17 protein-coding genes and 1 pseudogene are annotated in these 26269 nt (G+C 72.4%); 6 read left to right on the forward strand and 12 right to left on the reverse strand.

Features of this window, described 5'->3' with window-relative positions; all coding sequences use genetic code 11:
• Window positions 1-75 precede the first annotated feature (75 nt).
• The 7 genes and pseudogenes from AS594_RS04445 to AS594_RS04475 form a co-directional block, all read right to left on the reverse strand.
• Complete coding sequence (locus AS594_RS04445; RefSeq protein WP_069925764.1) at window positions 76-1236, reverse strand: acyl-CoA dehydrogenase family protein; 1161 nt, start codon at window positions 1234-1236, stop codon at window positions 76-78.
• On the reverse strand, window positions 1233-2414 hold the full coding sequence (locus AS594_RS04450; RefSeq protein WP_069925765.1) for an acyl-CoA dehydrogenase family protein: 1182 nt from the start codon (window positions 2412-2414) through the stop codon (window positions 1233-1235). Before AS594_RS04450 ends, AS594_RS04445 begins: the two co-directional genes overlap by 4 nt.
• The gene (locus AS594_RS04455) at window positions 2411-3379 is read right to left on the reverse strand and encodes an NADPH:quinone oxidoreductase family protein (RefSeq protein ID WP_069925766.1); all 969 of its coding nucleotides are present in this window, start codon (window positions 3377-3379) and stop codon (window positions 2411-2413) included. Before AS594_RS04455 ends, AS594_RS04450 begins: the two co-directional genes overlap by 4 nt.
• Before the next feature lie 144 nt (window positions 3380-3523).
• Window positions 3524-4116, reverse strand: a pseudogene (locus tag AS594_RS04460) (helix-turn-helix domain-containing protein).
• 31 nt (window positions 4117-4147) lie between these two features.
• On the reverse strand, window positions 4148-5203 hold the full coding sequence (locus AS594_RS04465) for a hemolysin family protein (protein WP_069925767.1): 1056 nt from the start codon (window positions 5201-5203) through the stop codon (window positions 4148-4150).
• Window positions 5200-6636, reverse strand: coding sequence for a hemolysin family protein (locus tag AS594_RS04470; RefSeq protein ID WP_079148290.1), 1437 nt, complete (start codon window positions 6634-6636; stop codon window positions 5200-5202). The genes AS594_RS04465 and AS594_RS04470 overlap by 4 nt, the downstream gene beginning before the upstream one ends.
• A gap of 269 nt (window positions 6637-6905) precedes the next feature.
• Window positions 6906-9554, reverse strand: a complete 2649-nt coding sequence (locus AS594_RS04475) for a glycoside hydrolase family 84 protein (RefSeq protein WP_069930271.1) — start codon at window positions 9552-9554, stop codon at window positions 6906-6908.
• Between the two features lie 283 nt (window positions 9555-9837).
• On the opposite strand from AS594_RS04475, the gene AS594_RS04480 reads away from it, so the two are divergent.
• On the forward strand, window positions 9838-10743 hold the full coding sequence (locus tag AS594_RS04480; RefSeq protein WP_069925768.1) for an RNA polymerase sigma factor SigF: 906 nt from the start codon (window positions 9838-9840) through the stop codon (window positions 10741-10743).
• A gap of 76 nt (window positions 10744-10819) precedes the next feature.
• On the opposite strand, the gene AS594_RS04485 is transcribed toward AS594_RS04480, so the two are convergent.
• Window positions 10820-11572, reverse strand: a complete 753-nt coding sequence (locus tag AS594_RS04485) for a PIG-L deacetylase family protein (RefSeq protein ID WP_069925769.1) — start codon at window positions 11570-11572, stop codon at window positions 10820-10822.
• Between the two features lie 261 nt (window positions 11573-11833).
• On the opposite strand from AS594_RS04485, the gene AS594_RS04490 reads away from it, so the two are divergent.
• Window positions 11834-12892, forward strand: a complete 1059-nt coding sequence (locus AS594_RS04490) for a phosphatidylinositol-specific phospholipase C domain-containing protein (protein WP_069925770.1) — start codon at window positions 11834-11836, stop codon at window positions 12890-12892.
• 105 nt (window positions 12893-12997) lie between these two features.
• The gene (locus tag AS594_RS04495; RefSeq protein WP_069925771.1) at window positions 12998-13924 is read left to right on the forward strand and encodes a hypothetical protein; all 927 of its coding nucleotides are present in this window, start codon (window positions 12998-13000) and stop codon (window positions 13922-13924) included.
• Here the strand turns inward: AS594_RS04495 and AS594_RS04500 are convergent.
• A complete protein-coding gene (locus AS594_RS04500) occupies window positions 13921-15648 on the reverse strand; it encodes an acyl-CoA dehydrogenase family protein (RefSeq protein WP_069933473.1) in 1728 nt (575 codons plus the stop codon). The genes AS594_RS04495 and AS594_RS04500 overlap by 4 nt on opposite strands.
• A 119-nt stretch (window positions 15649-15767) precedes the next feature.
• Window positions 15768-16361 carry a PadR family transcriptional regulator gene (locus AS594_RS04505; protein WP_069925773.1) on the reverse strand — a complete coding sequence of 198 codons (594 nt, stop codon included), beginning with the start codon at window positions 16359-16361 and terminating at the stop codon, window positions 15768-15770.
• Window positions 16362-16538: 177 nt separating this feature from the next.
• Between AS594_RS04505 and AS594_RS04510 the strand changes: the two genes are divergently transcribed.
• On the forward strand, window positions 16539-19256 hold the full coding sequence (locus AS594_RS04510) for a SpoIIE family protein phosphatase (protein WP_069925774.1): 2718 nt from the start codon (window positions 16539-16541) through the stop codon (window positions 19254-19256).
• Window positions 19257-19301: 45 nt separating this feature from the next.
• Here the strand turns inward: AS594_RS04510 and AS594_RS04515 are convergent, their stop codons facing one another.
• Window positions 19302-21362 (reverse strand): SpoIIE family protein phosphatase, encoded by a 2061-nt coding sequence (locus AS594_RS04515; protein ID WP_069925775.1) that lies wholly within the window; start codon window positions 21360-21362, stop codon window positions 19302-19304.
• Window positions 21363-21668: 306 nt separating this feature from the next.
• Here AS594_RS04515 and AS594_RS04520 point away from each other — a divergent pair, with 306 nt between their 5' ends.
• A complete protein-coding gene (locus tag AS594_RS04520; RefSeq protein ID WP_069925776.1) occupies window positions 21669-23129 on the forward strand; it encodes an acyl-CoA synthetase in 1461 nt (486 codons plus the stop codon).
• Window positions 23122-24480: a carboxyl transferase domain-containing protein gene (locus AS594_RS04525; protein WP_069925777.1), complete on the forward strand. Its 1359-nt coding sequence runs from the start codon at window positions 23122-23124 to the stop codon at window positions 24478-24480. Before AS594_RS04520 ends, AS594_RS04525 begins: the two co-directional genes overlap by 8 nt.
• Window positions 24481-24508: 28 nt before the next feature.
• Here the strand turns inward: AS594_RS04525 and AS594_RS04530 are convergent, their stop codons facing one another.
• The gene (locus AS594_RS04530) at window positions 24509-26032 is read right to left on the reverse strand and encodes an SDR family oxidoreductase (RefSeq protein ID WP_069930272.1); all 1524 of its coding nucleotides are present in this window, start codon (window positions 26030-26032) and stop codon (window positions 24509-24511) included.
• Window positions 26033-26269: the final 237 nt, after the last annotated feature.

Genomic DNA, 26269 nt, shown 5'->3' on the forward strand with positions numbered 1-26269 from the left:
CTAAACAAGATCAACAGTTATTGCGAACCGGTCGCAATTAAACCGCACGTAAAGGGGTGCTAGATCCACTGACCCTTACCGGGGCAGGTCAGAGCCCTGCCCGGGCGCGGGCAGTCCGACGAGTTCCGCCACCGCGTCCGTGTGCCGGCCGGGCGCGCCCAGCGCGATCGAGTCGGCTTTGGCTCGCTTGAGGTAGAGATGCGCCGGGTGCTCCCAGGTCATGCCGATACCGCCGTGCAGCTGTACGCACTCCTCGGCCGCGTGCACGGCGACCCGCGAGCAGTACGTCTGCGCGACCGCCACCGCGAGCGGTGCGTCGGCGCTGCCGGTGGCCAGGGCGTCGGCGGCGTTGCGGGCGGCGGCACGGGCCGAGACGACCTCCAGCCACAGCTGTGCCATGCGGTGCTTGAGTGCCTGGAAGGACCCCACGGGGCGGTTGAACTGCTTGCGGTCGCGGGTGTACCGGACGACCTCCTCCAGGCACCACTCCGCGAGCCCCAGCTGCTCCGAGGCGAGCAGCCCGGCGCCGGCGAGCAGTCCGCGCCGTACGGGAGCCGCCGCCGAGCCGGTGAGCCGGCGGCCTTGGGCACCGTCGAGAGTGACCGTGGCGAGCGGCCGGGTCAGGTCGAAGGGCGTCAGCGATTCGACGGTGACGCCGGGCGCCCCGGCCTCCACCGCGTACAGCCCGTCCTCGGCCGGTACGAGCAGCACCTTGGCGGCGGCCGCGTCGGCGACGGCGGCGATGCGTCCGCCGAGGGAGCCGTCGTCCGCCCGTACCGCGCGCGGCACTTCGCCGCCGGGAGCGGTGGACAGCGGAACGGCGAGCACTACGACCGTACCGCCGCCCGCGAGCGCGCCGAGCAGCTCCGTGGCCGCGGCGTTCTCGGGGCTCCCGGCGTTCTCGGTGACGCACCCCAGGAGCGTCTCGGCGGCGACGACGGCTCCGGTGAGGTACGGAGTCGGGGCGACGCTGCGCCCCAGCTCCTCCAGCACCACCGCCGCCTCGCGGTGGGAGGCGCCCTGGCCGCCGAGCTTCTCGGGCACGAGGAGCCCGGCCAGGCCCATTTCGGTGGCCAGCGAAGCCCACAGTCGCGGATCGTACGGAGTGTCCGACTCCGCGCGGGTGAGAACGGCCGCGGCGTCGCAGCGGTCGGCGAGGAGGGAGCGTACGGCCGCGCGCAGGTCGTCCTCGGCCTCGGAGTACAGCAGATCGGGCTGAGCGGTCTGCGCTGTCATCGGGAGAGGTCCTTCCAGGCGATGTCCTTGTCACTGCGCGGCTCGGACGGCAGGCCGAGTACGCGCTCCGCGACGATGTTGAGCAGCACCTCGCTCGTACCGCCCTCGATGCTGTTGCCCTTGGAGCGCAGGTAGCGGTAACCGGCGTCGCGGCCGGTGAAGTCGACGAGTTCGGGCCGGCGCATGGTCCAGTCGTCGTACAACAGGCCCTCGTCACCGCGCAGTTCCACCTCCAGGCCGCTGATCTCCTGGTTGAGACGGGCGAACGCCAGCTTCATGCCCGAGCCCTCGGGGCCCGGCTGCCCGGCCACGAGCTGCTGGCGCAGCCGCTCGCCCGCGAGGCGCGCGACCTCCGCGTCGACCCACAGGTCCAGCAGGCGCCGGTGCAGTTCGTGGGTGCGCAGTTCGGGGCGTTCGCGCCAGGTCTTCGCGACGGGGCCGATCATGCCGCCCTCGCGCGGGATGCGGGAACCGCCGATCGAGACGCGCTCGTTCATGAGCGTGGTCTGCGCGACCTTCCAGCCCTCGCCGACGGGGCCGAGACGCCGGCTGTCGGGGATGCGTACGCCGGTGAGGAAGACCTCGTTGAACTCGGCCTCGCCGGTGATCTGGCGCAGCGGCCTGACCTCCACACCGGGGTCGGTCATGTCGCACAGGAAGTACGTGATGCCCTGGTGCTTGGGCAGAGTGGGGTCCGTACGGGCGATGAGGATCGCCCAGCGCGCCACATGGGCGCTGGAGGTCCACACCTTCTGCCCGTCGACGACCCAGTGGTCACCGTCGCGCACCGCGCGCGTGCCGAGCGCCGCGAGGTCGGAGCCCGCGCCGGGCTCGCTGAACAGCTGGCACCACACCTCCTCGCCGACCCACAGCGGCCGCAGCAGGCGGCGCTTCTGCTCGTCCGTACCGAAGCGCAGGATGGTCGGCGCGGCCATGCCGAGGCCGATTCCGATGCGCCGCGGGTCGTTGTCGGGCGCCCCGGCCGCCGCCAGTTCAGCATCGACGACGGCCTGGAGGGAGCGGGGGGCTCCGAGGCCGCCGAGGCCCACCGGGTAGTGCACCCAGGCGAGTCCGGCGTCGAAGCGCGCCTTGAGGAAGTCCGTACGGTCGGTGGTGGCCGGCGGGTGGGAGGCCAGCAACTCCTTCGTCAGGCTTCGTACTTCCGTCGTGTCCGTCATCGGGCCGCCCCCTCGGGTACGACGACCACGCGTCCGGTGGTCGTGCCGTCGGCGACGCGCTGGACGGCGTCCGCCGCGTCCTTCATGGCGACCCGCTCACTGACGAGCGGCTTGATGGCGCCCTCGGCGGCCAGCCTGGTCAGCTCCTCGTGGCAGGCGAGGATCGCGGCCGGGTCCATGGTGTTGTAGAGGCCCCAGTGCAGGCCGACGATCGAGTAGTTCTTCACGAGGGCGTGATTGAGCGCCGGCGAGGGGATGGAGCCGCTCGCGAAGCCGACGACCACGATGCGGCCCTCGAAGGCGACGCACTTGACCGACTTGGCGTACGCGTCACCGCCCACCGGGTCGTAGACGACGTCCGCGCCCCGCCCGCCGGTGGCTTCCTTGACCTTGGCGACGATGTCCTCGCTGCGCCGGTCGACCACCAGGTCGCAGCCCAGTTCCCGGGCGATACGGGCCTTCTCGGGGCCGCCGACGACGCCGATGACGGTGGCACCGGCCGCCTTGCCGAGCTGTACGGCGGCGCTCCCGACGCCGCCCGCCGCCGCGTGCACCAGCAGGGTCTCCCCCGCCCGCAGGCGCGCCCGGCGGTGCAGGCCGAACCAGCCCGTCTGGTAACCGATGTGCAGGGCCGCCGCCTCGGCGTCGTCCAGCGACTCGGGGGCGGGGAGCGCCGTGGCCGCGTCGACGACCACGTACTCCGCGAAACCGCCGTGCGGCAGCGCCGGGTTGGCGATCACGCGGCGGCCGTCCTCCGTCTCGCCGCAGATCTCCACGCCCGGGGTGAAGGGCAGCGGCGGCCGCACCTGGTACTGGCCGCGGCAGAGCAGGGCGTCGGGAAAGTTGATGTTCGCGGCGAGCACCTTCAGCAAAAGCTGCCCCTCGCCGGGCGTGGGTTTCCCGACCTCGTCGAGCCGCATCACCTCGCCGGGCTCGCCGTTCTCGTGCACTCGCCATGCCTGCATCCGAGATCCTCCACAACACCGTAGGCAGTACCGCGCTCGGCGCATACTAAGCGGTCGCTTGCCCTGAGGGGAACAGCCGGCGCCACATCTCGGCCACGACCCGGCTCCTCGGCGCGGCCTCCCGGCCGCGTCAGTGCGGCTGCGTCAGCCCGCCTTCGGCCTGGCCCGTACGTGCATCCGCTCGCCCTGCGGCCCGAAGAGGCTGAGGAACTCCGCCGGCCCGTCCCCCGCCGGACCAAACCAGTGCGGCACCCTCGTGTCGAACTCCACCGCCTCGCCGGCTCCGATCTCCAGGTCGTGGGGACCCAGCACCACCCGCAGCCTGCCCGACAGGACGTACAGCCACTCATAGCCCTCGTGCGTGCGCGGTTCGGGCTCCTCACCCGTCCGCCGGGAGATCACCTTGAACGCCTGGAGACCGCCGGGCTGCGGGTCAGCGGAAGGTAGGTCTGCCCGCCGCGCTCGATCGGTTTCGTCCGCACGCGCGGGTCGCCCACCGGGGGCGCGCCCACCAGTTCGTCGAGCGGAACCTGGTGGGCGCGGGCGATGGGCAGCAGCAGTTCGAGACTGGGCCTGCGCCCGCCGGACTCCAGCCGGGACAGGGTGCTGACCGAGATCCCGGTCGCCTCGGAGAGCCCGGCGAGCGTGGCTCCGCGCTCCTTGCGGAGTTTGCGCAGCCGCGGACCCACGCCGTTCAGTACGCCGTCGAAATTCTGCTCTTCGCCCGTGACATCCATACGGTCATTGCAGAATCGGCAAGGCCACTTGTCAAACCCGCGGCCTTTCCCGGACCGCCACCGCGCTGCCGGACTCCGCTGCCGGGCCGACGAGTTCCTCCAGTACGTCCTCCATGGTGACGAAGCCGATGACCGTGCCCCGGCCGCCGGTGACGGCGGCCAGATGCGTGCCCGCGGCCCGCATGGCGGTCATCGTGTCGTCGAGCGGCGTGTCGATCTCGACCCGGATCACCGGGTGCAGCGCCCCGCGCGGGAACGGGCGGGTGCGCTCGACGACCCCGAGGGCGTCCTTGATGTGCAGGTAACCCAGCACCTCGTCCCCCGGACCGGTGACGGGAAGCCGCGAGAATCCCCAGGTCGCCGCCGCCCGCTCCAGCTGCTGCGGGGTGGTGGTGTGGTCGACGGTGACGATCCTGCCGAGCGGCACCATCACCTCGCCCACCGGTCGCTTGCCCAGGTCCAGTGCGTCACGCAGGCGCTCGCCGTCGGCCGGCGCGAGCAGCCCCGCCTCACTGGAATCCTTGACGAGGCGGGCGAGCTCGTCCTCGGTGAAGACGGACGTCACCTCGTTCTTCGGCTCGACGCCGAGCATCCGCAACAGGAGGTTCGCGAACGCGTTGATACCGAAGACGACCGGCTTCAGGGCACGCGTCAGGGCCACCAGAGACGGTGCCAGCGCTAGCGCGGTGGGCGCCGGGGCGGCGAGCGCGACGTTCTTCGGAATCATCTCGCCGACGAGCATGTGCAGGTACGTCGCCAGCATCAGCGCGATCACGAAAGCGATCGGGTGGATCAGCGCTTCCGGTACGCCGACGGCCTGGAACGGCGGTTCCATCAGGTGCGCGACGGCGGGTTCGGCGACCGCGCCGAGGACAAGCGAGGAGATGGTGATGCCGAGCTGGGCGGTGGCCATCACGGCGGACAGGTGCTCCAGGCCCCACAGCGTGCTCCGGGCGCGACGGCTGCCCTTGACGGCGGCCGGCTCGATCTGACTGCGCCGTACGGAGACGAGGGCGAATTCCGCGCCGACGAAGAACGCGTTGGTGAGCAGGGTGAGCGCGCCGATGGCGAGCTGGAGCGCGGTCATCGGGCTTCCTCCGCGATCTTCACTGCGGAAACGGGGGCGGGGACGGAAGCGAACCCTGAGCCGGTGCCGGGCGCCGCCCCGGGCCCGGAGCCCGACGCGGCGGCGGACGCGGACAGGGCCACGGACACGGACGCCGGTGCGGTGATCCGTACCCGGTCGGCCCGGTGGTGCTCCACGTCCAGGACGGCGATCGTCCAGTCGTCGACGTCCAGCCGGTCGGCGGGCGCAGGGATGCGCTCCAGGCGGGTCGCGATGAGCCCGGCCAGCGTCTCGTACGGGCCGTCGGGGGCGCTGAAGCCGATCTCCTGGAGCTGGTCGAGGCGTACGCTGCCGTCCGCCTCCCACACCGCGTGGCCGTCCGCCGACGGGGCACCGGCCTCCAGGCCGGGACGCTCGTGCGGATCGTGCTCGTCGCGGACCTCGCCGACGACCTCCTCGACGACGTCCTCGACCGTGGCGATTCCCGCCGTACCTCCGTACTCATCGATCACCACCGCCATGGTGCGGCTGCGGCGCAGCTGCTGGAGCATCCGGTCCACGGGGAGGGACGCGGGTACGAGCAGCGGCTCGGTGGCCAGATCGGTGACGGGGGTCCGGGCCCGCTTCGTCTCGTCCAGGGCGAGTACGTCGCGGATGTGGACCGTGCCGATCACCTCGTCCAGGGTCTCGCGGTAGACCGGGAACCGGGACAGGCCGGTGGCCAGCGTGAGGTTCGCGGCGTCGGCGGCGGTGGCGCGGGCCTCCAGGGCCTGGACGTCCACGCGCGGCGTCATGACGTTCTCCGCGGTCAGTTCACCCAGGTGCAGCGTACGGACGAACAGTTCGGCGGCGTCCTGCTCGATGGCGCCCTCGCGCGCGGAGTGCTGGGCCAGTGCGACGAGTTCCTGCGGCGTACGGGCGGACGCCAGTTCCTCGGCGGGCTCCAGGCCGAAGCGGCGGACCGTGCGGTTCGCCGTGTCGTTGAGGTGGCGGATCAGGGGCCCGAAGGCGGCGGTGAACGCGCGCTGCGGCCCGGCCACGACCTTGGCGACGGCCAGCGGGCTGGAGATCGCCCAGTTCTTCGGGACGAGCTCGCCGACGACCATCAGCACCACGGTCGACAGAGCGACGCCGAGCAGCGTCGCGGCGGTGGACACAGCGCCGTCGGGCAGTCTGGCCGCCGCCAGCGGGCCGCGCAGCAGCACGGCCAGCGAGGGCTCCGCGAGCATGCCGATGACCAGCGAGGTCACGGTGATGCCGAGCTGGGCGCCCGAGAGCTGGAAGGTGAGGCGTTTCGCGGCCTTCAGGGCGCCGGCGGCGCCCCGTTCACCGGCCCGCGCGGCCCGCTCCAGCTCGCCGCGCTCGATCGTCGTCAGCGAGAACTCCGCCGCGACGAACACCGCGCACGCCACAGTGAGGGCGAGAGCGAGGAGCAGAAGAAGTACTTCGGTCACCGTGCCACCTCCGCCCCGGGGTGCGACGGGACGGGAATGGCACGGTTCGTACTGGGAGGCTCACCCATTGCGAGACTGCAACTCCTTCTCGGTTCAGGTGTACGGGCGGGGTCGTGAAACCCTGCCCCCGATAGTAAAGGGAGCGCAAAGCGGTGTCAGGTGGCGGCCGTCCCAGCGGGCCGGACACGGCGGTGTCCGGCCGGACACGGCGCGGCCCCCGGACCGACGGCGGATTCCGGGGGCCGCGCCGCTGTGCACGCCGCGGACCGCTACCGCACGACCACCTCCGCGATCTGCGGCGCACCGTCGCCCTCGCTCCAGAGCAGCCGTACGGCGGAAACCCGTTCACCGTCCAGCGTGAACTCCCCGTACGCGTCTTCGAGCTCGCCGGCCGTGCTCCAGTCGCCGTCCCCGCCGCGTACCTGCACGACGGCCTGCGCGGAGCCGCCCCGCGACTGGAGCACGGTGACGGACGCCGCCTCCCGCTCACCGCCGAGGTCCACCAGGAGCGCCTCGTCCGGCTCGGGCGCGCGCGCCGCGCGGTAGACGCTCGTCACGTCCCCGTCGGCCGCCGCCCGCAGGCTGCTGCCGGCCGCGGCGGGCGGTCCGCCGGTCACGGACCCGTCCTTCGTCTCGACGGCGAACTCCCTCACGACGAGCCAGTTCGTCTGCCCCGCCGTGGCCCGTGCCCGCACGTACCGGGCCTGCGTTCCCGCCGGGGCGGTCGCCGTGACCACCGCCTTGCCGGAGAACGTCGCGAGCTGTTCCCAGGAAGCGCCGTCCGACGAGTACTCCAGTACGCCCTGACGCATGTAGTCGTTTGCACTGCCCGGCTTGCCCATGGCGAGCGAGATGCCGCCGATCTCGCGTGCCTTGCGCAGGTCGACCGTCACGTGGTCACCGGCGGCCGTCGCGCGGCTGCTCCAGAAGAACGTGCTGTTGTCGCCGTCGAGCATGCGGGCGATCAGGTTGCCCTGGTAGGTGGGCAGGTTGGTGAGGCCCTTGACCGTGCCGGTGACGCCGAGCAGCCGGTCGTGCTCGGCGGCCGCGTCCTCGGTGAACCTGTCGAGCACACCCTCGCCCACGACGACCGGGATCTTGCGCCCGTCGAGGTCGGTGTACGTGAAGGACCTGGCCGCGGCCACGAGCCCGGGCAGCCGCTGCCGCTGGTCCCATGCCGCCGCGCCCTCACCGTCGCGGGCCAGCCGCACCATCCGCAGCGCCGCGCGCGTCGCGACGCCCCACGCCTCGGCGGCGTCGAGCCACGGCTCGCTTTCGGTGACGAACTCCTGCTCGGCGATCCGGTCGCGCAGTACGTCGGGGGACTTCTGGAGACCCGCCAGCGCCCGGTCCAGCGCGGCCACGCCCCCCGACTCCCAGAACCGCGCGATGTCGGCGGCCAGATCGGGTGCCTGCTGCGCGTTGATGCGGGAGCTGTAGTTGACGTCGGAGAAGATCCGCAGGGCCTTTTCGGTCCTGGCGTCGCCGTCCGCGTACAGGGAGATCGCCGTCTGCCACGACGTGCGCGGATCGTAGGCCGCGTCGTTCCACGTGTAGTCGGCGACCGTGATCAGCGGGATCTTCGAGGCGTACGCCTGGTTCATCGGATTGGCGGTGATGCCGGAGCCGAGCTCCGCGGGCATCCCCTTCTCCCGGCCGTTGTACGGACCGAGGAGCAGCCGGTTGGTGACGTAGTCGTTCACGGGATAGTTGTCCCAGAGCAGGATGGGGTGCGCGAAGACGCTCCGCGCCGCCTTGGCCTGCGCCACCGTTATCACCGGCGCGATGACACCGACCCCGGTCCACTCGACCACCACGTCCTCGTCGAGCAGCTCCGCGAGCGCCTTCTTGTACGGGGACGGGGTGATGTTGTAGTACTCCGTCGGCACCATCTGGAGCGGCGCGGCGCCCGGGTGGGTGGCGATGAAGTCCCGGTTGACCCGATTGAGGAGATACGCCTGGGCGGCGCCGGCGGCCGCCGCGCCCGTGCCCCATTTCTCCTGGTCGGCCTGGCAGTTCCACTTGGTGTAGCTGATGTCGTCGAGCGGTACGGCGTAGGTGCGGATGCCGAGCTCCCAGACCGTCTCGAACTTGTCGGTCAGCGCCTTGATGTCCGCCTCGGAGCTGTAGCAGACGCTCAGGCCGGGCGACAGCGCGTACGTGAACTCCACATGCCGGGCGCGGGCCCGGTCGACGAGCTCCTTCATCTTCGCGAGCTGGGCCGCGGGGTACGGCTCCCGCCACCGCTCGCGCAGGTACGGGTCGTCCTTCGGCGAGTACACGTAGATGTTCATCTTGTGCTCGCCGTAGAAGTCGAGCTGGTCGAGGCGGGCCGCGTGGGTCCACGGAATGCCGTAGAAGCCCTCGATGACGCCGCGGACGGCGGTGGTGGGCCAGTCGCGGATCTCGGCCCCCGCGACCTTCGCACCGGGGCCCTTGCGCTCCGGCAGCAGCTGGCGAAGCGACTGGGCGGCGTAGTACGTACCGGCCGTGTCCTGGCCCGAGAGCGCGATACTCCGCTCACCGACGGCCAGCACATACCCCTCGGGAGGGAGTTGGCCGGGGCCCTCGACGCCGAGGGCGGTGAGCGCCCCGGCGGTCTGCGGGGTCTCCCCCGGACCTCCGGCGTAGACGGTCAGCCGGCCGGCGACGGGGCCTTCGGCGCGTACGACCCGGTGCGCCCCGGCGTCGAGAAGTGCCTGCTGGGTCACCTTCAGGGCGGTGGCGTCGGCCTTGTCGCCCGCGACGAGGGTCACGGTCGGAGTGATCGTGGCGCGGTCGTCGCGCTGACGGAGGTCCTGCGGGGTCGGAGTGATGATGGGGGCGGATCTCCTGGTCTCGGGGCCCGGCGGTCCGGGGGCCGCGCCGGCGGCCGGGACACCGAGAACGAGAGCGAGGGCACAAGCGCAGGCGAGCATGGCGAGCGGGCGCGGGCGGAGCGTCACACGTCCTCCAGGGGTCCCGGCGAAAACTGTGGGCAGTCGCGCATCTCAACGCCACAGAATCCTCCTGGGGCCTGACAGGCTGTCAATGGCGCGCACGTCTAATCAGGACGATTCCGCGCGGCGCCCGCGCCCAGTCAACTTTCGGCCGGATAGCCGCACCCGATGAGCCTTCCGTCCGCCATTCGGCGGCGGGAGACATACAAAGCGGATGCCGGGGAAGGCGGAGGGGACGGAGCGATCAGAGAGAGGCGGGAACATGACGACAACGCCGGTGCGGACTTCGCGGGTTCCGCGGACGCAGGTCGCGACCAGTGCGGCGCGGACCGGGGCACTCCCCGGCGCGAGCGAGCTGCCGTGGATCGAGGACGCGGGGAAGGTGGCCCCGAGGGACGCCCGCAGTCTGTCGAAGGTGTTCTTCGACCAGCTCCAGGTGCTCGAAGAAGGCACGCCCGAGCACCAGTACGCCCGTAACACGCTCATCGAGATGAATCTGTCCCTGGTGCGGTTCGCCGCCGGCCGCTTCCGCAATCGCGGCGGCGGCGACATGGAGGACATCATCCAGGTCGGCACCATCGGGCTGATCAAGGCCATCGACCGGTTCGACCTGTCCCGGGAGGTGGAGTTCGCCACCTTCGCCGTGCCGTACATCGTCGGTGAGATCAAGCGGTTCTTCCGGGACACGACCTGGGCCGTCCACGTCCCGCGCCGGCTCCAGGAGCTGCGCGTCGAACTCGCCAAGGCCCGGGAGGAGCTCGCGACCGCGCTGGACCGGGACCCGACGGTCAAGGAACTCGCCGGGCACCTGAAGCTCAGTGAGGACGAGGTCGTGGAGGGCCTGGTGGCGTCCAACGGCTACACCGCCGGCTCCCTGGACATGCCCAGCGATCCCGGCGACGACGGCCGCGCCACGTCGTCGCGCACCTTCGCCGACGTACTGGGCGAGACCGATCCCGCCATGGAGACGGTCGAGGACCTGCACGCCCTGGCACCGCTGCTCGGGGAGCTGGACGACCGGGAGCGGCACATCATCGAGATGCGCTTCGGCCAGGAGATGACGCAGTCGGAGATCGGCGCGGAGCTGGGCATCTCGCAGATGCACGTCTCCCGTCTCCTGACCCGCACCCTCACCAGGCTCCGCGCCGGGATGCTCACCGAATCCTGAGCGGGCGGACAGCCGTCCGGCCGTCCGTCCGCCGGCGTCTGCCCCTCACCGCCGACCCGCCCGGCGCTCCCCGTTCTCAGCGGCTGAAGACCTCGAAGGCCACCGCGGGCTTCCCGCCGAAGCGACCCGCCTCCCGCTGCGCGTTCTGGGTGAGGAACGTGCGGCAGTACGTCTCGGGGTCCTCGTCCGTCAATGCCTCGATGTAGGCCCGGTGTTCGAGCAGCGACCGTACGGACCGCTCCAGGCCCGGCGCGGCGTCCACCGCGTGGGTGGGCGTGGTGGAGCCCGCGACCGCGACCCAGCGCACCCCGTCCCAGGGCGCGAGACCCTGTTCGATCAGCTCGGGGAAGATCCAGCGGTTCCCCGCGTCGCCCGCCGCGTCCAGGGTCGCCCGGCCGACCGCCCGGTGGTCGGGCGTGTTCCAGGCAACGCCGCCCCAGGTGTCACGGTGGTTGAGAGTGATGACGAGTTCCGGGCGGTGCCTGCGGATGGCGGCCGCGATGTCCCGGCGCAGAGCGGTCCCGTACTCGATCACACCGTCCTTGTGGTCCAGGAACTCGACCGTCGTGACGCCGACGACCGCCGCACTCGCCCGCTGCTCCCGCTCCCGCAGCGGGCCGCACGTGTCCGGCTCCAGGCTGTCGATCCCGGCCTCGCCACGGGTGGCGAGCAGGTACGCCACCTGGCGGCCGCCGTCGGTCCATCCCGCGATGGCTCCGGCGCACCCGTATTCGAGATCGTCCGGGTGGGCCACTACGGCGAGGGCGCGCTGCCAGTCGGAGGGCATGGGCTGGAGCTGCTGGGGCTGCTGAGTCGGTTCCGTCGTCATGCGCGCAGAATAAGCGGCGAACGATCTGTTCCGGTTCCGCGGCCGCGCGGCGCCGCTCACGTATGCCGAGGTCAGCACACCGCCCGTGGCCGGTGACTCGTACAGGCGCGGCCCCGGCGCGCCCCGCGTCCGGGACGGTGAGGCCGCACAGGGTGGGACCCGGCAGTGCGAATGCCTCTTCGCGTACTCCTCTTGTTCAGCCAACTCCCGTATCGTCGCGCCCCGTTGTGATTCAGGGCTCACGGACGGAAGCGGGAACCGATGAGAGCGATATGGCGTAGACCGGCGACGGCCCTTGCGGCAGCGCTCCTGGCCGTGGGTGCCGGGGCGGCCGACACCGTGGCGGCGGACACCGGGGCGGCCGACACCGTGGCGGCGTATTCGGCCACCACAGGGGTTGGAGTGCACAACGCGTACGAGAAGGCCGCCTTCCCCTACTTCGCCGACGCGCTGGACTCCGGCGCCGCCATGCTGGAGCTGGACGTATGGACCAACGTCTTCGGCAGCTCCTGGCGCGTCTCCCACAGCAACCCCGTCGGCAACGACAACAACTGCGTGAACGCGGCGAACGCCAACGAGCTGCGCTCCAAGCCCCGCAATCAGAACCTGGCCGGCTGCCTGGCGGACATCCGGGCCTGGCACGACGCCCACCCCGGCCACCGTCCCGTGGTCCTGAAGGTCGAACTCAAGGACGGTTTCCAGGCGCGGAACGGCCGCGGGCCGGCCCAACTGGACACGCTGCTGTCCGAGAAGCTCGGCGACGCCCTCTACCGTCCGGCGCATCTGGCTGGCGGCCACGCCACGCTCGACGCCGCCGTACGGGCCGACGGCTGGCCGCAGCGGTCGTCACTCGCGGGCCGGTTCGTCGTGGAGCTCATCCCGGGGACCGTCGAGGAGGGCAATCCGGCCGACAAGCTGTGGACGGACCGCGAGTACGCCGGGCACCTGCGCGACCTGGCCGCGGCCGGACGCCTCCGCGACGCGGCGGCCTTCCCCGCGGTGCACCGGGCCGAGGGCGGCGACCCTCGGTCACGGTACGCGGACGCGGGTGTCCGGCCCTGGTTCGTGGTCTTCGACGGCGACGCGTCGGCGTACACGGGCGGCGGCATCGACACCGGCTGGTACGCCCGCAACCAGTACCTCCTCGTGATGACGGACGCCCACAAGGTCGCCCCGGCGATCGACGGGACGAACCCGACCGAGGCCGAGGCCCTCGCCCGCCTCTCCCTGCTGGCGGGCCGGCACGCGAGCGTCGTCTCCGCCGACTGGCGTGCCCTGCCCCGGGTGCTTTCGGCCGTGGCACCGCGAGCGGCGGGCTGACCGGCCGGCCGCACCGCTGCCGCATTTTGGCGCGTACGCCGTCTGGACCTCCGTCCCGCGCGGGTGAAGGGTGGTGTCTCGTTCACCGGCTGGAAGGGGAGAGGCGTGAGGTGCGGACGATTCACGGTATTCGCCGCGCTGGCGCTGGCGCTGGCCTGGGTGACCGGCTGCTCGGACCCCTCGGACACCACCACGGCCGCCGCTCCCCCGCCCGGAGCCCGGGCGGCGGCGCCTGTTCCGGCCCCTCCCTCCGAGGCGGCTCCGGACTCACAACCGCCGCACGCCAGGTCGCGCGTGCTCTACCTCGGGGACTCGCTGGCCATGGAGAGCCGGCAGGTCCTCGCCGACCGTGTCGCCGCCGGGGGGCGGGCGACCGTACACAGCGCGCCGTACTCCGGTACCACGCTGTGCGACTACCTGGAGGGAACAGCGCGCGACTCCCTCGTACCGGCCGGGCACAAGGCGGCCGCCCTGGTCAGGTCGCAGCGGCCGCAGGTCGTGGTGCTCCAGTTCTGGGGCAACGCGTGGGCGTACACACCCTGCATGGACTCGATCCCGCAGGACGGCGGCTCCCGCTACTACACGCGGTACGCCGCCGACGCGAAGGCCCTCACGGAGCAGATCGCGGCGGCGGCGAGCAGCGCCGGCATCGAACGGCCCAGGATCGTCTGGGTGCTACAGGGCCCGGACGCCTTCTCCCCGGACCGGGTGCGCCGGGTCAACGACATCTACCGGGACCGGGCGGCCGCCGGCCGGGACGTGGTCGCGGACGCCGGCCGGGCGGTGAGCCCGGCGGACGCCCGCTACACCTGGGCGCAGCGGCTGCCCTGCAACGAAGCCGAGCGGGCCCGCCCCGGCGACTGCCGCGGCGGGCTCACCCCGCTGCACCGGGACGATGACCACCTGCACTTCTGCCTCGCGCCGACCACGAAGAACCCGCGAGCGTGCCCGGTGCGTTCACCGGGCATCGAGCGCTACTGCGCGGCGATCGCCGAGACGGTCGACGCCGTACTGCGCCGGCCGGGCGGTTAGGGCTTCATCTCGTACGTCCCGGACAGCGCCTCCACGCGCTCCCAGACCCGGGCCGAGCGGGCGTCGTCGACGACCGGACGCCGCACCGCGCCCAGCGCCCAGCTCTGCTGCTCCTCGGTGGCCGAATCCTTGCCGTACAGCTCGACGGAGTGCGCGGAGAAGTCGCGTACGAGAACGGAGAACAGCTCGTCCAGCACGTCCTCGTCCAGGCCGGTCAGGCGCGCCTGCTCAAGGATCAGCTGGCCGTGCACGACCAGCGCGAACAGCTGGCCGACGGCGAGCAGCAGATCGAGGTCACGGCTCTGCTCCTCACCCGGGGCGGCGGTGGTGACGAACTCGCACAGGGCGTCCGCCTGCTCGCGGAAGCGGCCGACGTTCGGGACGTGGGCGTACGCGTCGTAGGCCGTGCGCCAGTCGTGGAAGCGTACGGAGCCCAGGCCGCGCGCCGGTCCCTGCCGGAAGAGGAAGTCGTCGTCCGCCGCGTCGAGGCGCGTCGGCACGGGCGCGTACCCGGCCGGGTCCAGCAGGTGGTTGCGCATGAACTTGAGGATGAGCGCGAGGTTGACGTGGACCGTGCCCTCCAGCTTGGGCAGCCCGCGGATCTCGACGGCGGCCTGAGCGAAGTAGGTGTCCTTCTCGAAGCCCTTGGCCGCGATGACGTCCCACATCAGGTCGATGACCTTCTCGCCCTCGGTGGTCACCTTCATCTTCGTCATGGGGTTGAAGAGGAGGTAGCGGCGGTCGTCGGGTCCGGCGGAGCGGAAGTAGTCGACGGCGCGGTCGCTGAACAGCTTCATGCCGACGAGCCGGACGTACGCGTCGGTCAGCTCACGGCGCACGTGCGGGAAGGCGGTGACGGGGCGGCCGTACAAGATGCGGTTGCTCGCGTGGGTGACGGCTTCGTACATCGCGTGCTCGCAGATGCCGATGGAGGCCGTGCAGAGGTTGAACTTGCCGACGTTGACGGTGTTGAGGGCGGCGTCGAAGGCGGCGCGGCCGGTGTGCAGCACGTCGTCGGGGCCGACCGGGTAGTCGTCGAGGCGGAACTCGCTCACGTACTTCGAGGAGTCGACGACGTTCTTCACCAGGTGGTACGCCGGGTGGCGGCTGTCGGCGGCGAAGAAGACGTACCCGTCCGGGCCCTCGACGTCGGTGCGGCGGCCGAAGACGGAGACGAGCCCGGCGGCGTTGCCGTTGCCGATGTAGTACTTCGAGCCGCTCGCGCGGAAGCCGCCGGCACCGTCGCTGTCCGGCTCCAGCAGCATGTCGGTGGAGTAGATGTCCGCGCCGTGCGACTTCTCGGACAGGCCGAAGGCGAACACCTCGCCCTGGGCGAGGAGGTCGGCGGCGCGGGCGCGGGCGGTGGCGTTGTCGCTCTGCCAGACCGGGCCGAGACCGAGGACGGTGACCTGCCAGGCGTACCAGTAGTCGAGTCCGTAGAAGCCGAAGATCTCGTTGAGGGCGGCTATCCGGGCGGTGTCCCAGCGCTTGTCCTGCTCGCCGCCGGCGGCGGAGGCGGGCGTGAGGAAGGTCGCGAACAGCCCTTCCTTCGCGGAGAACGCGAGGAAGTCCGCGAGCCAGGCACGGGAGCGGTAGTCCTCGATCAGCCTGCGCTTGCCGCGGTCCTCGAACCAGTCGACGGTGGCGCGCAGCAGCCTGCGGGTCTCGGGGTCGAAGTGCACCGGGTCGTAGGTGCGCGGGTTGAACAGCAGCGGGTCGGCCATGGATATGTCCGCCTTTCCGGCTTGGGATGAGGGGTGAGGGATGAGGCAGGAGGGTGAGGTACGAGGGGTGGGGTACGACGGGTGGGGTACGGCCGACGGTGGCTGGAAGGCGCCGGGGGTCAGGCCGGTGCGGGAGGCGCGCCCGCCGGTCCGGGTCCGCGCCCGGCGGCGAGCCGGTGGAGTGTGGCCAGTACGTCGTCCAGCCAGGCGAGCATCATCCGTTCGTACGCGATGCCGCCCCGCAGCACGGCGTGCTGGAGCTCCCGCCCCGGGTCGGGCGCCCGGGGCGCCTCGGGGCCGGTGAAGTCGCGCCGCTCCCCCGCGAGGTAGTGCGCGAGCCGGTCGGTGTGGGCCCGGTAGTGCCGCTCGACCTCGCCGATCAGCGCGGCCGGGTCGTCGAACGCCGCGCCGCGGATCTTCACCGCGAGGTCGTGCCGCACGCTCTCGGGTTCGATCGGCTCGTGCAGCCACTGCGCGAGGGCGTCCCGGCCGAGGGCGGCGACGGAGTACTCCTTCTTGTCCGGCCGGGCCTGCTGCGCCACCTCGCGGGCGTCGATCCAGCCGTCGCTCTCCATGCGCTTGAGAACGCGGTAGATCTGCTGGTGGGTGGCGTTCCAGAAGTACCCGATGGACCGCTCGAACCGCCGGGCCAGCTCGTAGCCGGAGCCCGGCTTCTCCAGCAAGGAGACGAGGATCGCGTGTTCGAGGGCCATGCCCCGATCCTTCTATGCAACTCGTTGCATAGACAAGCGCCACGGCGCGGGTGAGACACGGCTCACCCGCCGCGCGTACGCACCCGTACACGGGCGGCTCCGTGCGCCACCTAGGCGCGGGAGCCCGCGCGGGAGTACAAATGACAATGTGGTCGATCGTTTTCCCCCTTGCCGGGCGTGCCGGTGCGGTCACTGACCAGGAAGCGCCCGCGGAGCGTCGCCGGACAGGTCTTCGTCCTCCAGGTGGCGATCGTGCTGCTGCTCGCGGCCGGTGCCGTACTGGCCCTTGTGTTGCAGTCGCGCCACGACGGCGACCGTGAGGCCCGCAACCGGTCCGTCGCGGTCGCCGAGACGTTCGGCCACTCGCTCGGGCTCCGTGAGGCGCTGAGGGCCCCGGACCCGTCCAAGATCCTCCAGCCGCTCACGGAAGAGACGCGCAAACGGGCGGGTGTCGACTTCATCGTGGTGATGGACACCCGCGGCATCCGCTACACACATCCCCAGCCCGACCGGATCGGCGAGCGGTTCGTCGGCACGATAGAACCCTCGCTGGCCGGCCAGGTGCACACCGAGAGCGTCGAAGGGCCGCTCGGCCAGGAGATCCAGGCCATCGTCCCAGTGACCGCCGACGACGGCGAGGTCGTGGCGCTGGTCTCGGCCGGTCTCACGGTGCAGAACGTCACCGGTGTCGTCGAGCGGCAGCTCCCGGTCATCCTCGGCGTCAGCGCGGCCGGCCTGGCCGTGGCAACCATCGGCACGGCCCTGGTCACCAGACGGCTGCGGCGGCAGACCCACGGGCTCGGGACCCTGGAGATGACCCGGATGTACGAACACCACGACGCGGTCCTGCACGCCGTCCGGGAGGGCGTCCTGATCACCGACGGGGACGGCCGCCTCCTGCTCGCGAACGACGAGGCGAAGCGGCTGCTCGACCTTCCGGCCGACGCCGAGGGGCGGCACATCGGGGAGCTGTCCCGCCTCGACCAACGGATGGCCGGTCTCCTGCTGTCCGGCCGGGAGGCCACGGACGAGGTCCTGGCGGCGGGGAACCGGCTGCTGGTGGTGAACCAGCGGCCGACGAAACCCCACGGTCAGCCCGAGGGGACCGCCGTCACCATCCGCGACTCCACCGAGATGCGCGTCCTCACGGGCCGGGCCGAAGCGGCTCGCCGGCGGCTGAAGCTGCTGTACGACGCGGGGGGCGGCATCGGCACCACGCTCGACGTGGAACGGACGGCCGAGGAGCTGGCGAACGTCGCCGTACCCCGGTTCGCGGACTTCGTGACCGTCGATCTGGCGGACCAGGTGCTGCACGGCGACGAGCCGACCGGCTCGGGCGCGGACCTGCGGCGTACGGCGGTCAGCGGCATCCGCGACGACCAGCCCCTCTATCCGCGCGGCAAACTGATCGACTTCCTGCCGTCCACTCCGCAGGCCCGCGGGCTCGACAGCGGCCAGGCCGAGCTGGTGCCGGACCTGTCCGACGCACCGGGCTGGTTCGCCCAGGACCCGCCCGTGGCGCGGAGCATCGTCGAGTACGGCATCCACTCCCTCATCACGGCGCCCCTCAAGGCGCGGGGCGTCGTCCTCGGACTGGTCAACTTCTGGCGCATGGAGAAGCCGGAGCCCTTCGACGACGACGACCTGTCCCTGGCCGAGGAGCTGGTCGCGCGGGCCGCGGTCAGCATCGACAACGCCCGCCGCTACACCCGCGAACACACCGTGGCCGTAGCGCTCCAGCGCAGCCTGCTGCCGCGCGGCCTCCCCGAGCACAGCGCCGTCGAGGTGGCGCACTACTACCTGCCCGCTCAGTCCGGGGTGGGCGGCGACTGGTTCGACGTGATCCCGCTGTCGGGCAGCCGCGTCGCCCTCGTCGTCGGTGACGTGGTCGGCCACGGGCTGCACGCGGCGGCCACCATGGGGCGGCTGCGTACGGCGGTGCACAACTTCTCGTCCATCGACCTGCCGCCCGACGAGCTGCTGTCCCGCCTCGACGACCTCGTGCAGCGCATCGACCACAACGGCGAGGACGGCGCGAACGCCGACGACGACGGCATGCTGGGCGCCACCTGTCTGTACGCCGTGTACGACCCGGTGTCCCGGCGCTGCGTCATGGCGCGGGCGGGACACCCGCCACCGCTGGTGGTCCGACCCGACGGACCGGTGGAGATCGTCGATCTGCCGACCGGGCCGCCGCTGGGGCTGGGCGGGATGCCGTTCGAAACCGCCGAGCTGCTGCTGCCCGAGGGCAGCCAGCTCGTGCTCTACACGGACGGCCTGGTGGAGGACCGTACCCGTGACATCGACGAGGGGCTGGAGCTGCTGCGCTCGGCCCTGAACCACCCGGACCGGCACCCGGAGGAGAGCTGCCGGGCGATTCTCGACGTCCTGCTGCCGGCTCGTCCGCGCGACGACGTGGCTCTGCTGGTCGCCCGGACCCGTACGCTCGGCCCGGACCGTGTCGCCGAATGGGATGTGCCGTTCGAACCGAGCGCGGTCGGTGCCATGCGAGCGGTCGTCGCGAAGAAGCTGGACGAGTGGGACCTGTCGGGGCTCGCGTTCGGCACGGAACTGATCCTCAGCGAGCTGATCACCAACGCCATCCGCTACGGCTCCGCTCCGGTGCGGATGCGACTGCTGCGTGACCGCACCCTGACCTGCGAGGTGTCCGACGGAAGCAGCACGTCGCCCCATCTGCGGTACGCCGCCACCACGGACGAGGGAGGACGGGGCCTGTTCCTGGTGGCCCAGCTGAGCCAGCGGTGGGGCACCCGGTACACGTCGGCGGGCAAGGTCATCTGGGCCGAGCAGGCGCTGCCGGGCCCCTCGGGCGACCCGGAGCAGGAGCTTCTCGGCTTCTTCGACATCGACGAGATCGGCATCGACACCCTCTGACTGTCAACCTGCTACCGGGTCTACAGGGCCCGGGCCAGCCGGGGCTCAGCCCCGCCGGGTGCGCGCCAGGAGCACCGCCACGTCGTCCTGCACCGGGCGGGCGGCCAGCAGCTGTTCGAGGATGCCGTCGCAGAGGGCTTCCAGCGGCTGTTCACGGTGGACCAGCGCCCGTGCGAGCTGCTCCAGCCCCTCGTCGAGGTCCCGGTCACGGGCCTCGATCAGGCCGTCGGTGTACAGCACCAGCAGGCTGCCCGGGGGCAGCGGTACGCGCTGGGTCCTGAAGTCGCGTCCGCCCGTCCCCAGCGGCACGCCCGGTGAACCGCCGAGAAAGGTGACGTCCCCGCCGGCCGTGGCCACGGCGGGCGGTGGGTGGCCGGCCCTGGCGATCACGCATTCGGCGGCGGCCGGGTCGTGCACGGCGTACACGCACGTCGCCATCTCGTCCTCGCCCAGGTCGGTCACCACGGCGTCGAGGGAGCGGAGCATCCGCGCCGGAGAGACGTCGTGGCGGGCGAGCGTGCGTACGGCCGTGCGCAGCTGCCCCATGACGGCCGCCGAATGAATCCCGTGCCCCATCACGTCCCCGATGACGAGCCCGGTCCTGCCGTCCGGCAGCGAGATGGCGTCGAACCAGTCGCCGCCGACGTCGTGGTCGCTGGCGGGGAGGTAGCGCCCGGTGAGTTCCAGACCGGTGACGGCGGGCAGCGCGCTGTTCGTCAGGCTGCGGCGCAGGGTGAGGGCCGCCTCCCGCTGGGTGGTGTACATGCGCGCGTTGTCGATGTTCAGGGCCGCGCGGGCGACCAGTTCGTCGACGAGTACGCAGTCCTGCTCGTCGAACGGTTCCCGGGAGCGCTGCCGCGTCACCACCACGGCGCCGAGCACCTTGCCGCGGGCCACCAGGGGGATGAGCCGCGCGGAACCGAGGGACGTGAGGTACGCGCGCAGCCGGTCGGCGTGCGGGTCGGTGATCAGCGCCGGGATGTCGGACTGGTAGAGGTTCATGGGCCGCCCGTCGGCGATGACGCGTTCGTACACCGAGCCGAGCGGGATCTGGAACCTCATGCCCGCCGTGAGCTTCGCCGTGGGAGCGGACGGGTCGGGGAAGGCCGCCGCCACCCGGCGGACGACACCACGGGTGGACGCGGCGGCCTCGTCCGGCTCCAGGACCTCTTCCAGCAGTTGTACGTCGGCCGAGTCCGCGAGCTGCGGCACGAGCAGCTGCACCATCTCCTCGGCGGTCTGCCGCAGGTCCAGCGTCGTCCCGATGCGGGTGCCGGCCTCGGCGAGCAGGGCGAAGCGGCGCCGGGCCCGTTCGGCGTCGGCATGCGCCTGCTGGCCCTCGGTGATGTCGATCAGGGAGGCGATCAGCCCCAGTCTCCGGCCGGCGTTGTCGAGCAGCGGGGCGTACGAGCACGACCAGGTCCGGTCACGGTCTGGGTCGGCCGCGGTCCGGCCGGTCCGGCGGGCGTCGACGACGGGCGCGCCGCGGTCCAGTACCTGCCGCATCATCGACTCCAGGGCCGCCGCGTTGACCCCGGGCACCACTTCGGTGAGCCGTTTGCCGAGGTGCTCGGCGGCGGAGACGCCGTTCATCCGAGCCAGGGCGTCGTTCACGCGCAGGAACCGCAGGTCGGGGCCGAGGGTGGCCAGGCCGATGGGCGACTGGGTGAAGAGGCTCTCCAGGGCCGCCAGGGAGTCCCGCATGTGCAGGACCTCGGAGGTCTCCACGGCGATCAGCAGGGTGCCGGGCCGGCCCTGCGGGTCGGTGGCGGGGACGATCCACATCTCCATCGTCACATCGTGGCCGTCACGATGGCGCACGGGCAGCGTTCCGACCACGGTCTCGCCCGCCCGGACACGCCGGGTCAGGCGCTGGGCGAGGTCCCGGTTGGCGTCGGGGACCAGGACGCGCGAGGCGGGGCGGCCGAGGACGTCCTCGGGCTGATGGCCGAGCAGGTCGCGTGCGGCGAGCGACCACTCCACGACGTGCCCCTCCGCGTCCTCACGCCAGAGCGCGATGGGCAGCAGTTCACGGAGCACGCCCGCGTACCCGACAACCCCCGGGGGCTGTCCCGGCGCGTCGCCCGCCGACTGGTGTGTGTCCAACGCATCGACCTAACCCCGGGAGGGCGCATTTCGTACAAAATCACCTTAGCCGCTCCCGTCGTCCGCGGGGTGCGATCACTCGGGTCCGTAGCCGCGCATGCGCCTGGACGGAGCCGGGCAACGGCTCCCACGGCCCTCCGCGGGACGAAGGCGGAGGGAGGCGGGCGAAGGCGGAGGAAGCGCTCTCTCACCGCACCGCGGCGGATACCGGCCAGTGGGCACCGCCCGTCCTCCGGTGAGGTGATGATGTCTCCAGGTACCACCGCCCGGTCAGGACGAAGTTCCGACGACAAGGAGTACGAAGGCGTGTCCTCTCTCTTTCCGGCCCTGGCCGCGGGATCGAACCGGCAGGCACTGCGCTTCGGCGACCGTTGTCTGAGCCATGCCGAGCTCGCCACCGCCGCCGGCGCGCTGGCCGGACGGCTCCGCGGGGCGGACCGGGTCGCGGTCTGGGCCACGCCCACGCTGGAGACCGCGGTCGGCGTGGTCGCCGCGCTCCTGGCGGGCGTACCGGCCGTACCGGTCAACCCGAAGACCGGCGCACGCGAGCTGGAGCACATCGTCTCCGACAGCGCGCCGTCCCTGGTGCTGGCCGCCCCGGGGGACGAACTGCCGCCGAGGCTGGCGGGCCTGGACCGCACCGACGTCCGCGTCGGCATCGGCGTCGGCACGGGCGACGGGAGCGGGCACGGGGCCCCGCTCCCGGAGCCGTCCGCCGGGTCACCCGCCCTCGTCGTCTACACCTCCGGCACCACCGGGCCGCCGAAGGGAGCCGTCCTGCCCCGCCGGGCGGTCACCACCACCCTGGACGCGCTGGCCGACGCCTGGCAGTGGACCGCGGACGACGTGCTGGTTCACGCCCTGCCTCTCTTCCACGTGCACGGACTGATCCTCGGCGTACTCGGCCCCCTGCGCCGGGGCGGCTCCGTCCACCACCTCGGCCGCTTCACGACGGACGCCGTGGCACGCGAACTCGCCGCCGGCGGCACGATGTTCTTCGGCGTCCCGACCATGTACCACCGCATCGCCGAGGCGCTGCCGGACGACCCGGCGCTCAGCAAGGCGCTGTCCGGCGCGCGCCTCCTGGTCTCCGGGTCCGCCGCGCTGCCTGTGCACGACCACGAGCGCATCGCCGCCGCGACCGGACGACGGGTCGTCGAGCGGTACGGCATGACGGAGACCCTGATGAACACGAGCGTCCGCGCCGACGGCGAGCCCAGGCCCGGCACGGTCGGCCTGCCGCTCGACGGGGTGGAGGTACGGCTCGTCGGGGAGTCGGGCGATGAGATCACGGCGTACGACGGCGAGAGCATCGGCGAGATCCAGGTGCGGGGCGCGAACCTGTTCACGGAGTACCTCAACCGGCCGGACGCGACCGCCGCGGCCTTCGACGGCGACTGGTTCCGTACCGGTGACATGGCGACGCGCGATCCGGACGGGTACGTACGGATCGTCGGCCGCAAGGCCACCGATCTCATCAAGAGCGGCGGCTACAAGATCGGCGCCGGCGAGATCGAGAACGCGCTCCTCGACCATCCGGGCGTGCGGGAGGCGGCGGTCACGGGGGAACCGGACGCGGACCTGGGCGAGCGGATCGTCGCCTGGATCGTCCCGGCGGACAGTGAGCACCCGCCGGCGCTCGACGAGCTGGCGCGTCACGTGGCGGGCCAGCTCTCCGCCCACAAGCGGCCCCGCGAACTGCGGCTGCTCGACGCGCTGCCGCGCAACGACATGGGCAAGGTCATGAAGCGGGCGCTGCATGGCTGAGAACTGGACGGCCCGCGAGGCGATCGCCGCGGTGGTGGACCGGGGAAGCTTCACGGAACTGCCCGACGACGGGGGCGGTCCTTCCGCGCGGACCGGGGACTCCGACGGCCCGATCGGCTGGCCGGGGTACGGGGCGCTCCTCGCCCGCGCCGGGGAGCGCACCGGCGAGGGTGAGTCCGTGGTCTGCGGGACGGGCTCGGTCGGCGGCACCGAAGCGGTCGTCGTGTCCTTCGAGTTCGGGTTCCTGGGCGGCTCCCTCGCCGAGCGCACCGGGGACCGCCTGGAGGCCGCCTACACCGTCGCCCGCGAGCGCCGCCGCCCGCTCGTCTCCCTGATCGCCACCGGGGGCAGCCGCATGCAGGAGGGCATGCGCGCCCTGGTCCAGCTCCAGCGCGTGGCCCGCCAGTCGGCCCTGCTGCGGAGCGCCGGGGTGCCGCAGCTCGCCGTCCTGCGCGACCCGACTACCGGAGGCGGTTGGGCGACGCTCGGCGCGGGCGCGGACGTGATCCTGGCGCTGCCCGGCGCGCAGGTCGGCTTCGCCGGGTCGAGGGTACGGCCGCCGGGCGCCGATCCGGCGGCGTACACGGCCGAGGGGCAGTGGGCGGCGGGCCAGATCGACGCCGTCGTACGCCGCGACGAGGTGGCGGGCTCGCTCGCCGGGTGGCTGCGCCACCTGACCGCGGCCCCCTGGGACGGGCCGCCCGAGCCTCCGGGCCCGCCGGCACCGTACGCGAACCGCCCGGCCACCCCGACCGGCTGGGAGGCGGTGACCCGGGCCCGCTCGCCCGAACGGCCGCGCGCCGGCGCGTACCTCGCCGCGTACTTCGACGAGGTACGGGAGATCAGCGGTGACCGCTGCGGCGGCACGGACCCCGGTGTGCGGTGCGGCTTCGGACTGCGGCAGGGCCGCGTGATCGCGTACGCCGCCCAGTGCGGCACCGCGACGCTCCCGGCCGACTTCCGGACGGCGGCGCGCCTGGTCCGCCTCGCCGACCGCCTGGGCATCCCGGTGCTCACCCTCGTCGACACGCCCGGCGCGGCCAACGACGCCGCGGCGGAACGGGCGGGCGCGGGCGCCGCCATAGCGGACCTCTTCGGCGCGATGGCGACGGCGCGCGTACCGCTCACCACCCTCCTCATCGGCGAGGGCGGCTCGGGCGGCGCGCTCGCCCTGGCCGCGCCCGGCAACCTCTGGGCCGCCCGCGACAGTTACTTCTCGGTGATCGCGCCGGAGGCGGCGGCCGCCATCCTCAAACGCACCCCGGACCGCGTCCCGGAGACCGCCGGCCAACTGCGCCTGCGCCCCGAGGACCTGGTGGAGCTGGGCATCGCACGCGGGGTGGTGGGCTGAGTGTGCGCGGGCGGCACGGTCCCGCCCGTCACACCTGGTGGGCGGGGGTCCGTTCGGCCGGCAGGTCCGCCGCGGCGCGGGCGATGTTCCGGGCCATGCCGCCGAAGACGACGGCGTGGAACGGCGAGACGCTCCACCAGTACGCGTGCCCGAGCAGACCGTGCGGATGGAAGAGGGCCCGCTGCCGGTAGCGGGTGCGGCCGTCCCCGTCCTGTTCGGCGTACATCTCCAGCCAGGCCAGACCGGGCAGCCGCATCTCCGCCCGCAACCGGAGCAGCCGCCCGTGCTCGATCTCCTCGACCCGCCAGAAGTCCAGCGAGTCGCCCACGCGCAGCCGGTGGGCGTCGCGCCGGCCGCGCCTGAGTCCCACACCGCCGACCAGGCGGTCGGCCCAGCCGCGTACGGCCCACGCGAGGGGGAAGGAGTACCAGCCGTTCTCGCCGCCCACCCCCTCGATCACCCTCCACAGGGCCTGCGGTGTCGCGTCGACGGCCAGTTCCCGCAGGTCGGTGTAGAGGCTGCCGCCGGCCCAGTCGGGGTCCGTGGGCAACGGGTCACTGGGCGCTCCGGGCACCGACGCCGACGACCAGCGCGTCGTGACACCGGCGTCCCGGACCCTCTGGAGCGCGAGAGCGAGTGCCCTGTCCACGCCGATCGGGGAGCCGGGCGGATCGGGGACGTATGAGGCGATGTCGTGCTCGTCGCAGACCACCTCGTGCCGCAGCGATTCGGCCAGCGGCCGTGCGATCGAGTGCGGCACCGGGGTGACCAGCCCGACCCAGTGACTGGACAGCCCGGGGGTCAGGACCGGCACGGGGACGATGAGGCGCCGGGGCAGCCCCGCCACGGCCGCGTACCTGCGCATCATGTCCCGGTACGTAACGATGTCGGTGCCGCCGATGTCGAACGCGCGGTTCACCTCAGACGGCATCCCCGCACTGCCGACGAGGTAGCGCAGGACGTCGCGCACGGCGATCGGCTGGATGCGTGTACGCACCCAGCTGGGGGTGACCATGACGGGAAGGCGCTCGGTGAGGTAGCGGAGCATCTCGAAGGAGGCGGAGCCGGAACCGATGATGACCGCGGCGCGCAGGACCGTCGTCGGGACGCCCGAAGCCATCAGGATCGCGCCCACTTCGGCGCGTGAGCGCAGATGGGGCGACAGCTCGTGTTCCGGCACGCCGCGCGGTGTCAGCCCGCCGAGGTAGACGATGCGCCGCACACCCGCGGCGCGGGCCTGTGCGCCGAAGATCTCGGCGGCGCGCCGGTCGGTCCGTTCGAAGTCCTTGCCCGTACCGAGGGCGTGGACCAGGTAGTACGCGACGTCGATGCCTTCCATCGCCTCGCGCACCGACGCCTCGTCGGTGACGTCGCCGCGCACCACCTCGACGCCGCCGGCCCAGGGGTGGTCGCGCAGTTTGCCCGGGGAACGGGCCAGGCAGCGCACCTGGTGCCCGGCGTCGAGCAGCTCGGGCACGAGGCGGCCGCCGATGTAGCCGGTGGCGCCGGTGACCAGGCACCGGAAGGGCGGTGTTCCGTTCACGTGCGTCATGGGTGGGGCGCCTCCGTCCGTCCGGCGTTCGTCGCGGTGCTCGTGCACCCCCGTCCGGCCGCCGCCGTTACTCGCTGCTCTTCCCCTTCCCCACCGGCGGAACTTCTCCCACCCGCTCGCGCACGCCCACACAGCCGGCGCGGCACTTTGGACCGGACGGGTGGGGCGGCCGCCCTGCTGTCATGATGGGTACGTCCTCACCCCTCGGCACCCGTTCCTCACCGGTTCGCCGGCGCC

The sequence above is a fragment of the Streptomyces agglomeratus genome (assembly GCF_001746415.1).
Lineage (GTDB): Bacteria > Actinomycetota > Actinomycetes > Streptomycetales > Streptomycetaceae > Streptomyces > Streptomyces agglomeratus.

Coding starts and splice junctions, on each gene's coding strand:
- AS594_RS04445 (WP_069925764.1), bottom strand. CDS start 1,236: ATGACAGCGCAGACCGCTCAGCCCGATCTGCTGTACTCCGAGGCCGAG.
- AS594_RS04450 (WP_069925765.1), bottom strand. CDS start 2,414: ATGACGGACACGACGGAAGTACGAAGCCTGACGAAGGAGTTGCTGGCC.
- AS594_RS04455 (WP_069925766.1), bottom strand. CDS start 3,379: ATGCAGGCATGGCGAGTGCACGAGAACGGCGAGCCCGGCGAGGTGATG.
- AS594_RS04465 (WP_069925767.1), bottom strand. CDS start 5,203: ATGACCGCGCTCCAGCTCGCCATCGGCGCGCTCACCCTGCTCACCAAC.
- AS594_RS04475 (WP_069930271.1), bottom strand. CDS start 9,554: ATGCTCGCCTGCGCTTGTGCCCTCGCTCTCGTTCTCGGTGTCCCGGCC.
- AS594_RS04480 (WP_069925768.1), top strand. CDS start 9,838: ATGACGACAACGCCGGTGCGGACTTCGCGGGTTCCGCGGACGCAGGTC.
- AS594_RS04485 (WP_069925769.1), bottom strand. CDS start 11,572: ATGACGACGGAACCGACTCAGCAGCCCCAGCAGCTCCAGCCCATGCCC.
- AS594_RS04490 (WP_069925770.1), top strand. CDS start 11,834: ATGAGAGCGATATGGCGTAGACCGGCGACGGCCCTTGCGGCAGCGCTC.
- AS594_RS04500 (WP_069933473.1), bottom strand. CDS start 15,648: ATGGCCGACCCGCTGCTGTTCAACCCGCGCACCTACGACCCGGTGCAC.
- AS594_RS04505 (WP_069925773.1), bottom strand. CDS start 16,361: ATGGCCCTCGAACACGCGATCCTCGTCTCCTTGCTGGAGAAGCCGGGC.
- AS594_RS04525 (WP_069925777.1), top strand. CDS start 23,122: ATGGCTGAGAACTGGACGGCCCGCGAGGCGATCGCCGCGGTGGTGGAC.
- AS594_RS04530 (WP_069930272.1), bottom strand. CDS start 26,032: ATGACGCACGTGAACGGAACACCGCCCTTCCGGTGCCTGGTCACCGGC.